This window comes from Mycobacterium sp. MUNTM1, assembly GCF_054660795.1.
Genome location: NZ_BAAGDE010000061.1, coordinates 26183 through 36619, shown reverse-complemented (window position 1 = coordinate 36619; position 10437 = coordinate 26183). Strand labels below are relative to the sequence as shown.

Below are 10437 nucleotides of genomic sequence, written 5' to 3'. Positions count from 1 at the left end.
GCCCCGAGCCCCGTCGCGCCGGCCGCGGCGCCCGCCTCGGCCCCCGCGCCCGCTCCCCCCGCCACCACGAGCACCGTGGCCGGTGTCCCACCGACGCCACCGGCGCCAGCCATCCCCGGACCCGGGTTCTTCCCGCCCTACGTCATCGGCCCGCCGGGCATGGGAACGGGTTCCGGCATGGGCGCAAGCGCGAGTTCCAGCGCCAAGAGGAAAGCGCCGGAACCGGATAGCGCCGCCGCCGCGGCGGCCGCCGGCGCGGGAGAAGCGGCCCGCGCACGCCGCCGCCGGCGCAGGACAGAGCGCGGGCACGGCGACAAGTTCATGGACATGAACGTCGACGTCGACCCGGACTGGGATGCGTCGCTGGCTTCGGATCACGGCGCCGGGACGCTGGGGTTCGCCGGGACCGCCCGCCGGGAGGCGGCCGCCGCGGCGGCCGGACTGGCCACACTGGCCGGCGATGAGTTCGGCGGCGGCCCAACGCTGCCGATGATGCCGGGCACCTGGGGCCCGGACGCCGCCGGCCATCGGGGGCCGCGCGGCGACGACGGGGACGCCTAGCGCCGGGCGCCCCGTTGGACTCGCCGGGTCGCCCCGGGCCCCGCGCCGGCGCGCGCTGCGATAATGACGCGGTGGAGACGCTGAAGTCCGGGCGCAGGTTGCGGCCGGGGTCGATGGAAGTGCTGGTGGCCCTGCTGTTGGCCTGCGCGCTGGCCGCGACGACCCTGCGGAATGCCGTCTTCAACAGCGCGGCGCTCTCGACGATAGGCACCGTGTTCTGCGGGGTTTTCGTGCAGGCGATTCCGTTCCTGGTGCTCGGGGTCGTGGTCAGCGGCCTGATCGCGACATTCGTCTCGCCGCAGCGGCTGGCGCGCTGGTTGCCGCGCCGCCCGGCCTTGGCGGTGGTGGCGGCCGGCGTCGGCGGCGTCGCGCTGCCGGGCTGTGAATGTGGGTCAGTTCCCTTGGCGCGGAGGCTGTTCGGCGAGGGCGGCGTCACCGGCGCAGCGGCGCTGACGTTCATGCTGGCCGCTCCGGCGATCAATCCGGTCGTGCTGGTCGCCACGGCGGTGGCGTTTCCGGGCGCGCCAAGGATGGTCTTCGCCCGGATGGGGGCGTCTCTGCTGACCGCGGTCGTCATGGGCTGGGCGTGGTCGCGGTGGGGCCGCCCGGAATGGATCACCCGCCGGCTGCCCGCCGCGGGAACGCAGACCGAGCCGAGATGGGTGGTCTTCACCGAGGCCGCGCGGCACGACTTCCTGCAGGCCGCATCGTATTTGGTGCTCGGTGCGGCCGCGGCGGCCCTGCTGCACGTGGTGGTGCCGCAGTGGGTGTTCGCGCATCTGGCGAGCGACCTCGTCCTCGGCGTCGTGCTGATGGCCGCCCTGGCGGTGGTGCTGGCCCTGTGTTCGGAGGCGGACGCGTTCGTGGCGGCCAGCCTGACGATGGTGCCGCTGGTGCCCCGGCTGGTGTTTCTCGTCGTCGGTCCGGCCGTCGATGTCAAGCTCTTCGCGATGCAGGCGGGCATGTTCGGTCGGGCGTTCGCCGTGCGCTTCGCCCCCTGCACGTTCGTGGTGGCCACCGCAAGTGCTTGCGCGATCGGGCTTTTCGTGTTGGGGGCCCGGTGATGAGCCGCGAGGCCGAGAACACCGTGCTGCTGCTGGTGGGCATCAGCATCGCGATGATCACCGGGTCGGGCGTGTTCACGCGTTACGTCAAGCCCGGGCTGCTGCCGTGGCTGATCGCGTCGGCGGTGGTGCTCATCGGATTGGCGCTGGTGGCGATTATCGGCGACATTCGCCGGGGCGGCCCGCGGACCGGTGGGGCCGATGCCGATCACGGCGACGGACATTCCCATCGGACCGGCATCGTCTGGATGCTTGTGGTCGCGGTCCTGGTGCTGATGTTCGTGGCGCCGCCCGCCCTGCGGCCCTCGGCCGCCGCCCCGTCCGTGACGTCGGTGTCCAATGACGTTCTGAACAAGGCTTTTCCGCCACTGCCGCCTGGGCCGGATCCGGACGTCTCGCTACCCGAGGTGCTGATGCGCGAAGCGCACGACACGACCGGATCGCTGACGAACCGGCAGATCAGCGTCACCGGGTTCGTGCTCAACGAGGCGCAGGGCGTCGACCTCGGCCGCATCGTCATCGTCTGCTGTGCGGCCGACGCTCAGCTGGCCCGCATCCACCTGCGTGGGCCCGCGGCCGGGGGCGCGGCCGGGGGCGCGGCCGGGCTGCCGGACAATACCTGGATCCGGGTCCGGGGCCAGGTCGTACCCGCACCGCGGCAACCGAATTCACCGGCGATTCCCACCCTGCAAGCGACCGCGGTCACCCGCATCGACGCCCCACCCAACCCGTACGCCTACCCGCACTGACCGTCAGTTGCGTCGGCCGGCGCCGCGCGTCCACCGCTCATGCCGATCGAGTTGTGCTGGGACGGGTGTGTTTTCCCACTGCCCGCGCTCCAGCCAATCGCGCAGTTCGGCGGCCGCGGCACTGTCGGCGACGGGTCCGATCCAATGTGCCGGTCCGCAGGCCACCCGGTCGCTGGTGCAGGGCTGCACCACGGCCATGACGCCGCCGCCGGTCGGCCGGGAGGCACAGGTGAGCGGTCCGAGCATGCAGGCCGCCGAGACCAGCATGGAGTGCGGGCAGCGCCGGATGGTGGGACGGAGTTCGTCGATCATCGACAAATCGTGGCCGACCGCGCAAGCCGCGCAGACGATCACGGTGAAGGGGCGGTCGGTGCCGCGGCGCGCGGGCGTCATCGCGCCGTGTGCGGCCCGGGGTAGGGCAGCAACGCCATTTCGCGGGCGGTCTTGATAGCGGTCGCGACCTGCCTTTGTTGCTGAACGGACAAACCGGTGACTTGGCGGGACCGGATCTTGCCGCGGTCGGAGATGAACACACGCAGCGTGGCGGTGTCCTTGTAGTCCACCGCGTCCAGTCCCAGGCTGTGCAGCAGATTCCGTTTCGGTGAGCGGCCCGGCGGTAGCGCGGGCCGGCGGGTGCGCGCGACTTTCCTGACCATCACCAGCTCGCCTTCCGCACGCCGGGTAACTGTCCGGCATGCGCCAATTCGCGGACCCGCACCCGCGACAGCCCGAACTTGCGGAGGTGACCGCGCGGGCGCCCGTCGACGGCGTCGCGGTTGCGCACCCGCACCGCGCTGGCGTCGCGCGGTTGGCGCGCCAACTCGTCCCTGGCGGCCGCCCGCTGCTCTGTGGTGCTCGCCGGTGAGCGGATGAGCTCCTTGAGTTCGGCGCGGCGTTCGGCGTAGCGCGCCACGATCGTGCGGCGGCGGTCGTTCTTGACGATCTTGGACTTCTTGGCCATGTTCAGCGATCCTCGCGGAACTCGACGTGGCGGCGGATGACGGGGTCGTACTTGCGTAGCACCAGCCGGTCGGGGTCGTTGCGGCGGTTCTTGCGCGTGACATAGGTGTATCCGGTTCCCGCCGTGGAGCGCAGCTTGACCAGGGGGCGAATCTCGTTGCGTGCCATCAGATCCGCTGCCCTTCCCGGCGCAGCCTGGTCACCACGGCCTCGATGCCGTCGCGGTCGATCACCTTGATGCCCTTGGCGCTGACCCGCAGCCGGATCCGGCGGCCCTCCGAGGGCAGGTAGTACGTCTTGAGTTGGATGTTGGGTTCGAAGCGCCGAGACGTTCGGCGGTGGGAATGCGATACCGCGTTACCGAAACCCGGCCGGCGGCCGGTCACCTGGCAGTGGGCGGACACCGTGCACCTCCGTTGCAGCTTATTGAAAATCATTTTCGACAAGGCCCGCCACGAACGGTACCGTATGGAGAGGCTAGATGAAAATTATTACCAATAAGGAGGACGATGCGGACGCCCGTCATCCTGGTCGCCGGCCAGAGGGATACCGACCCGGTTGCGGGCGCGTTGTTGCGTGCCCCGGGAACGCTGGTGGTAGAGCACCGATTCGACGGACACGTGGTGCGCCGAACGATCACCGCGCTGTCCGACGGGGTCTTGACAAGCAACGAGACCGCCCTGGAGCTCGCGCACGGGTGCGTCTCGTGCACCATCCGCAACGACCTGCTGGTGTTGTTGCGTCAACTGCACCGGCGACACGACGTCGACCGGATCGTCGTGCACCTGGGACCCTGGCTGGAACCCGAGCCAATCTGCTTGGCGATCAACCACGTTCGCGTACGGGTGGCGCCGGGTTACATCGACGGCCCGGCGGCCCTGGACGTGTCGATCGCCGCCGTGGTGACCTGTGTCGATGCCTCGACGTGGCTGACCCAGGCGCTGGGTGAGGACGAGCTGGACGACGGGCGCACCGAGGCTCAGGTGGTGATCGGCCAGGCCGAATTCGCCGATGTGGTGGTGCTCAATCAGCCCGATCCGTTCGTCGCCGCCGTGCTGCGCCGGCTGTCCCCGCGCGCCCGCGTTCGGGTGGGCGCCGACTGCATCGAGGACGCGCTGAACGATCTGTATCGCGACGCGCGACGCGGCCGCAGCGACGACCCGCACGGTCCGCTGCTGGCCGGCCAGCCCCCGCTGGATTCCCGCGGGCCAATCAGCTTGCTGGAGTTCAATTCCCGGCGACCCTTCCATCCGCAGCGTCTGCATGCGTGCCTGGACCTGCTGCTCGACGGCGTGATCAGGACCCGGGGCCGGCTCTGGCTGGCCAGCCAACCCGACCGGGCGATGTGGTTGGAATCTGCCGGCGCCGGACTGCGGGTCAGCTCGGCGGGCAACTGGCTGGCCGTCCTCGACGACCTCGAGCTGGACGGCATCGACACGGAGCGAAGGACTTTCGCCGAACTGGCCTGGGACGACCGGTACGGCGATCGGCACACGGCAATGACCATCCTGGTGTGCGGCGCGAAACCCGCTGACCTTCTCGACGCGCTGCGCGGCGCGCTGCTCACCGACGAGGAGATGCGGCGCCCGGACGACTGGATCGACTACGACGACCCGTTCGGCGACTGGCACGAGGAGCCCTGCGCGGACCGGGCGGAAGCCGCCGACAACGCGGCCCGCCACACCCGGCAGGACGGAGACTTCTCGTGAAACCCGTCGCCCATCCCGACTACCACCCCGTCGTCTTCCAGGACGCCACCACCGGTGCGATGTTCCTGACCCGATCGACCCTCACGAGTTCGCGCACCGTCGAGTGGCATACGCCGCACGGAACGCGCAGCTATCCACTGGTCGTCGTCGAGGTCACCTCGGACTCGCACCCGTTCTGGACCGGCGGCCGTCGCATCATCGACAGCGCCGGCCAGGTGGAGAAGTTCCACCGCCGCTATGGCCGCAGGTGATGCTGCTATCCGTGCGAGGCGAGCGCGCGATAGCCCGGCTCGGCGAAACGCCGGGCGGCCTCGCGGATCTCGTCGGTCAACGGACGTTGTTCGGGAAGGTCGCCGGTGAAGATTCGGGGCTCGAGGCTTTTGGCATCGAACCGGGCTTCTTCGGCCATCAGCGCAACGGCGGGAGCGTCCACGTCGAAGCCGAAATGCCTTGCCACGCTGAGCCATACCGCGCTCGGCAGGTCGCCATAGTCGATGCAGAGGCGCCCGGCCGGATCGGCCGCGGCCGATTCCAGCATCGCGCCGAGGGCCCGCGCGGCGTATTCGGCCCGCGTCATGGCCGGGACAGCGGCCTCGTCGATGCCGAAACGCCGTGCGGCGCGCCGCGCTTGCGGGCCAAGCCATCCCGGCGGTCTGGCCAGCAGTGAGGCCAGGACGCGCGCCGGGTCGCGTTGGACCCAGATCCACGGTGTGTCCGCAAAGGCGGCTGCAAGGATGTCTCGCCTTCGGATGTTCCAGCTGGAACACTTCAGCACCAGCCGCCGCTCGTCGTCGTGGCGACGTCGGCCCAGCGCTCGCACCAGGACGCGCGCGGCCGCCACCAGCTCGTTGCCGCCGAGCCGTTGTGCGCCAAGGCCGAGCAGGTGGTTGAGCGGCGCCGGTTCGTTGAGCATGACCACGCCCGGCAGCGTGCCCAAAAGCCTTGACACCAACGTAGATCCGCATCGCGAGAGGTGAAAGATGATGCCGGCGGGCTCGAGCGACGCCTCGCTGTCGAGCGCGACGAGTGCGTCGAACCCGGTTTTGACCAGCGGCCGCGCGGCCGCGGTAGCGGCCCACCGTGCCACGGTCCGGTCGAAAAACGGTTCGTCGAAGCGCACCCCGGTCAAGTCCGCCCAGAAAACCGCCGGGATGGCCGCGGAAAAGTCCAGTCGCACCGGCGTCCAGCGGGCGAGCTCAGCCAGGTCCATCCGGCGAGTCACTTTCGGAATTGGTGGGTGACAACCGGATCAGGTACCCGCTCACGATCAGCGATCGCGCCAACTCGATCTGCTGTGCCGCATCGAGCCCGGGCAGCTCGTCAATCCTGAACGGCGAGTTGCTCTTCGCGATGAATTCCAGTGCGGCCCGGTGATCGGGCCCGGCGCCTATCGACAGGGTCGCGAAGTGCAGCGCAACGCCGTCGGGACCGACTTTCATGCGCGAATACAGCGGCCGGTACTTGTCGACCAGTGTCCGCGCGCCGATTCCGGCGGCGTCGGCGATCTGCCCGATCGGCGGACAGTGACCGCGGCGTAGGAGAACGTCCGCCAGCGTGTCCAGGCCTCCCTGCACCGCGTCGGGCTCCTCGATGCCGCGCAGCGCATCGCGCAGCATGGCGCTCATCGATGCCTGCAGGTCCGCGTCATCGAGATGGCGTAACGGCAGGCGCGCGTTCAAGGCATCGTTGCGCAGACTCTGCGAGTACAGCGCCCCGATTGCCAGCATGAGGACGCTGGGGACATGGAGACCGACGGTCAGGTGCACCGAGGGCCCCGACGCCGGCGTCTCGGCCGCGTGCACCCGGCCGCGCGGCAGGTACAGCACGTCGCCGGCCGCCAGGCGGAGATCGGTGGGCGAGGGAAGCCCGCCGATCCGAACCGTCTTGTCATCCCGCCGCAATCGGTGCGGTGGGATGTCGACGCCGTCGTACAGATGCCAGATCTTGGATCCTTCGATCTGCAGGATCAAAACGTCGTGGTCGTCGTAGTGAGGAACCAGACCCTGTGAGCCCGGGGGCGTGGCGTAGGCGTTGACCTGGACCGGGACGTTCAGCTCAACCTCGATGGCGTGGGCCAGCGACGCAACGCTACGTGAGTAGCGCTCGACGGCGTCCACGACAATCGTGTACCCGTCGGCAAAGTCGCCGCGAATCGCGGCCACGTCGAGGCCGCCGTCGCCAAGCCGGTAGCTGTCGGCGCCCTTCTTGAACTTGCCCCGCATCAGCCGCACCGCGGGTGGCTCCCGGCGAAAAAGCTCCAGAAGATGGTCGAGCGCCGACGGGCCCGGCAGCAGGCCCTCGAAGTAGCCGGCCCGGCATCGCGCGACGTGATACGGCTTTTGCGCCCATATCTCGTCAAGAAAGGTCTGCGCCGAGAGGGGTTCAAGCAACCCGGCTAGCGACAGCTCGATGGCCCGGCCTCCGAAATCGTCGTCGTGATAACCAGGCGGGGCACAGCGTGCCCTGCCGGCAACTCAGTATGGCGGATCGGTAGCTGAGCGGGTCCTCGCCGACCACACCGACGCCGGTGGAGTACGAGACCAGCTACCACTCGCGTTCGCCAGTACCGTTGCGCGCCACCGGAAAAGGCGTGTCGGTGGCGCGGCGTAATGTGGTCTTCGTGCGTAGCGAAGGCGATACCTGGGACATCACCACGAGTGTGGGCTCGACCGCGTTGTTCGTGGCAACGGCGCGGGCGTTGGAGGCCCAAAAGCCCGATCCGCTGGCCGTGGATCCGTACGCGGAGGTCTTCTGTCGCGCTGTCGGCGGGTCGTGGGCCGACGTTCTCGACGGCAAGGATCCCGACCACCAGCTGAAGACGGCCGACTTCGGCGAGAACTTCGTCAACTTCCAGGGTGCGCGCACCAGGTACTTCGACGAGTATTTCCGGCGCGCTGCGGAGGCGGGCGTGCGGCAGGTAGTCATCCTGGCCGCGGGCCTGGACTCGCGGGCCTATCGCCTGGACTGGCCGGCCGCGACGACGATCTTCGAGCTCGACCAGCCGCAAGTGCTCGACTTCAAGCGCGAAGTGCTCACCGGCGCCGGCGCACAACCGCGCGCCGAGCGTCGGGAGATCGCCATCGATCTGCGGGAAGACTGGCCGCAAGCCCTGCGCGACAGTGGGTTTGACCCCGCCAAGCCCTCGGCCTGGATCGCCGAGGGGCTGTTGATCTACCTGCCGGCGACGGCCCAGGAGCAGCTGTTCACCGGCATCGACGGCCTGGCCGGCCACGGTAGCCACGTCGCCGTCGAGGACGGCGCCCCGATGAAGTCCGAGGACTTCGAGGCCGCGGTCGCGGAAGAACGCGCGGCCACCGAGCAGGGCGACGGGCGGGTGTTCTTCCAGCTGGTCTACAACGAGCAGCACGCGCCGGCCACCGAATGGTTCGGCAAGCACGGCTGGAAGGCGGTCGGCACGCCGTTGGCCGACTACCTTCGTGAGGTCGGTCGCCCGGTTCCCGGGCCCGAAACCGAGGCCGGCCCGATGATCGCGCGGAACACCCTGGTGAGCGCCGTTCGGGCCTGACCGTCCGAAATACCGGCCAAGTCGCTGATCACGGCCGGTTTTTCATGAGTTTTCCCTGAATCCGGCACCCACCGGAACTTTCCCGAGCCGCCATCCGACTACTACCGGGCTCTTCCCACGCCGCCGTACAGCCCAGGCGGTCGCGGACGCAGCCCGGCGAGGAGTCGCTGGCATGACGCCACGCGTTTTTCTAATCGATCAGCCGCGTCGTCACCAGCGGTAGCGGACGGGGGAGCATGACCGGGCCCGTGTGGATGGCGTTTCCGCCGGAGGTTCATTCGACGCTGCTGTCCAGCGGTCCAGGTCCCGGCGGCCTGCTGGCCTCGGCCGCGTCGTGGACGTCGTTGAGCCAGACGTATGCGGAGGTGGCCGACGAGCTGAGCCAGACCCTGGCGGCGGTGCAGGCCGGGGCCTGGGAGGGACCCAGTGCCGAGCGATACGTGGCCGCACATGTGCCGTATTTGTTGTGGCTGATGCGCGCCAGCGCCAACAGTGCGGCCATGGCCGCACAGCAAGAGGCGGCGGCCGCGGCCTACACCACCGCGCTGGCCGCAATGCCGACGCTGCCGGAGCTGGCGGGCAACCATGCCGTGCACGGGGCGTTGGTGGCGACGAACTTCCTCGGCATCAACACGATTCCGATCGCGGTCAACGAGGCCGACTACGCGAGAATGTGGACTCAGGCCGCCACCACCATGTCCACTTATCAGTCGGTCGCCGGCGCGGCGGTGGCCGCTGCCCCGCCGGCCGATCCTTCCCCGCAGATCGTGAACGGCAGCGACAGCTCCGACAGCAGCGACGGTTTCCAAGACATCGTCGACAACGACTCGGGCAATCCCTACGACGGCAGCTGGTATCTGAACCGCGTCACCGAGATCACCCAGACCTTGTCCCGGGACTTCACCGAGATCGCACACAACCCTGTCAAGGGGTTTCTGCAGCTGTTGCACGACATCATCGGGCTGATCATCGACGAAATCGGCCACGCCATCCAGTTCTTCCAGGCGTTCCCGCAGTTGCTGGCGGTTCCGGCGTTCGCGCCGGCCGCCCTCGGCGGAGGCTTCGCGGCCCTGAGCGTGCTGGCCGCGATCCAGCCCTCGGCGCTGCCCGCCCCCGCCGTGACGGCGGAACCCGCGCCGCCGCACACCACCGACCTCCCAGCGGTGGCCACCAGTCCCGTCACGGTGACCGCAACGGCCCCGGCTTCGTCGGCGCCGACGTCCGCGCCCTCGCCCGCCTCGACCCCGGCCACCGCCCCCGCGCCGGCACCGCCGCCCACCGGTATGGGAGGCGCCGCCTTCCCCTACCTGGTCGGCGGCCCGGGCATCGGGACCGGGGCCGGGTTGAGTAGCGGCGCGCAGCGCAAGGCGCCGGAGCCCGATGCCGCCGCGGCGGCCGCACGGGCGGCGACCTCGGCGACCGAGCGGCAGCGCGCGCGGCGGCGCCGTCGCGCGGCCATGAAAGACCACTACCGCGGCCATGAATTCATGGACATCGACGACGACGGGCCGATTCCCGACCCCGGCTGGTCGGTGGCATCGGATCGGGGCGCTGGGTCGCTGGGCTTTGCCGGAACCGCACCGGCGGCGACGGCCGAGGCCGCCGGGCTGACCACGCTGGCCGCTGACGAGTTCGGCAACGGACCCTCGATACCGATGTTGCCGGGCACCTGGGAGAGCGACTAGCGGTGGAACTTTTTCGGCCCGCCGCCCGACTACTGGCTGCGTGATCGTTCCGACGGCCACTGGCCGTGGCGGGCCGGCGCGGGCGCGCGGGGGAGGTGTTTATTAAAATTATTTTTATTTATGTTGGGGGGTGGTGTGTGAACGCCCGCCGTGGGGCGGGGTGTATTGCGGAAAATCGGAGAA

General features: G+C 69.6%; 14 protein-coding genes. 7 read left to right on the top strand and 7 right to left on the bottom strand.

Annotation, left to right across the window (positions count from 1 at the left end):
• The 3 genes from ACYQ8K_RS25660 to ACYQ8K_RS25650 all read left to right on the top strand — a co-directional run.
• Positions 1 to 561, top strand: a 561-nt coding sequence (locus ACYQ8K_RS25660; RefSeq protein ID WP_459973478.1) for a PPW family C-terminal domain-containing PPE protein, incomplete at its 5' end; no start/stop codon positions are given.
• Between the two features lie 71 nt (positions 562 to 632).
• Positions 633 to 1625 carry a permease gene (locus ACYQ8K_RS25655; RefSeq protein WP_459973476.1) on the top strand — a complete coding sequence of 331 codons (993 nt, stop codon included), beginning with the start codon at positions 633 to 635 and terminating at the stop codon, positions 1623 to 1625.
• Entirely contained in the window at positions 1625 to 2374 is a 750-nt protein-coding gene (locus ACYQ8K_RS25650) for a TIGR03943 family putative permease subunit (protein ID WP_459973474.1), read from the top strand. Before ACYQ8K_RS25655 ends, ACYQ8K_RS25650 begins: the two co-directional genes overlap by 1 nt.
• Positions 2375 to 2377: 3 nt before the next feature.
• Here ACYQ8K_RS25650 and ACYQ8K_RS25645 read toward each other — a convergent pair whose 3' ends face one another.
• The 5 genes from ACYQ8K_RS25645 to rpmB are packed head-to-tail and all read right to left on the bottom strand — an operon-like array spanning position 2378 to position 3738.
• Entirely contained in the window at positions 2378 to 2767 is a 390-nt protein-coding gene (locus ACYQ8K_RS25645) for a hypothetical protein (RefSeq protein ID WP_459973472.1), read from the bottom strand.
• Complete coding sequence (gene rpsR, locus ACYQ8K_RS25640) at positions 2764 to 3030, bottom strand: 30S ribosomal protein S18 (protein ID WP_459973470.1); 267 nt, start codon at positions 3028 to 3030, stop codon at positions 2764 to 2766. The genes ACYQ8K_RS25645 and rpsR overlap by 4 nt, the downstream gene beginning before the upstream one ends.
• The gene (gene rpsN, locus ACYQ8K_RS25635) at positions 3030 to 3335 is read right to left on the bottom strand and encodes a 30S ribosomal protein S14 (RefSeq protein WP_459973468.1); all 306 of its coding nucleotides are present in this window, start codon (positions 3333 to 3335) and stop codon (positions 3030 to 3032) included. Before rpsN ends, rpsR begins: the two co-directional genes overlap by 1 nt.
• Positions 3336 to 3337: 2 nt before the next feature.
• Positions 3338 to 3502 carry a 50S ribosomal protein L33 gene (rpmG, locus tag ACYQ8K_RS25630; RefSeq protein ID WP_459973466.1) on the bottom strand — a complete coding sequence of 55 codons (165 nt, stop codon included), beginning with the start codon at positions 3500 to 3502 and terminating at the stop codon, positions 3338 to 3340.
• The gene (rpmB, locus tag ACYQ8K_RS25625; protein ID WP_459973464.1) at positions 3502 to 3738 is read right to left on the bottom strand and encodes a 50S ribosomal protein L28; all 237 of its coding nucleotides are present in this window, start codon (positions 3736 to 3738) and stop codon (positions 3502 to 3504) included. Before rpmB ends, rpmG begins: the two co-directional genes overlap by 1 nt.
• 105 nt (positions 3739 to 3843) lie before the next feature.
• Here rpmB and mrf point away from each other — a divergent pair, with 105 nt between their 5' ends.
• Positions 3844 to 5043 (top strand): ribosome hibernation factor-recruiting GTPase MRF, encoded by a 1200-nt coding sequence (mrf, locus tag ACYQ8K_RS25620; protein ID WP_459973462.1) that lies wholly within the window; start codon positions 3844 to 3846, stop codon positions 5041 to 5043.
• The gene (locus ACYQ8K_RS25615) at positions 5040 to 5294 is read left to right on the top strand and encodes a type B 50S ribosomal protein L31 (RefSeq protein WP_459973460.1); all 255 of its coding nucleotides are present in this window, start codon (positions 5040 to 5042) and stop codon (positions 5292 to 5294) included. Before mrf ends, ACYQ8K_RS25615 begins: the two co-directional genes overlap by 4 nt.
• Positions 5295 to 5299: 5 nt before the next feature.
• On the opposite strand, the gene ACYQ8K_RS25610 is transcribed toward ACYQ8K_RS25615, so the two are convergent.
• Positions 5300 to 6253, bottom strand: coding sequence for a hypothetical protein (locus ACYQ8K_RS25610; protein ID WP_459973458.1), 954 nt, complete (start codon positions 6251 to 6253; stop codon positions 5300 to 5302).
• Positions 6240 to 7433 carry a cupin domain-containing protein gene (locus tag ACYQ8K_RS25605; RefSeq protein ID WP_459973456.1) on the bottom strand — a complete coding sequence of 398 codons (1194 nt, stop codon included), beginning with the start codon at positions 7431 to 7433 and terminating at the stop codon, positions 6240 to 6242. The genes ACYQ8K_RS25610 and ACYQ8K_RS25605 overlap by 14 nt, the downstream gene beginning before the upstream one ends.
• Positions 7434 to 7663: 230 nt before the next feature.
• Here ACYQ8K_RS25605 and ACYQ8K_RS25600 point away from each other — a divergent pair, with 230 nt between their 5' ends.
• Both ACYQ8K_RS25600 and ACYQ8K_RS25595 read left to right on the top strand, forming a co-directional pair.
• Positions 7664 to 8569, top strand: a complete 906-nt coding sequence (locus ACYQ8K_RS25600; RefSeq protein WP_459973482.1) for a class I SAM-dependent methyltransferase — start codon at positions 7664 to 7666, stop codon at positions 8567 to 8569.
• Positions 8570 to 8805: 236 nt separating this feature from the next.
• The gene (locus ACYQ8K_RS25595; protein WP_459973454.1) at positions 8806 to 10254 is read left to right on the top strand and encodes a PPE domain-containing protein; all 1449 of its coding nucleotides are present in this window, start codon (positions 8806 to 8808) and stop codon (positions 10252 to 10254) included.
• The last annotated feature ends 183 nt before the right edge of the window (positions 10255 to 10437 follow it).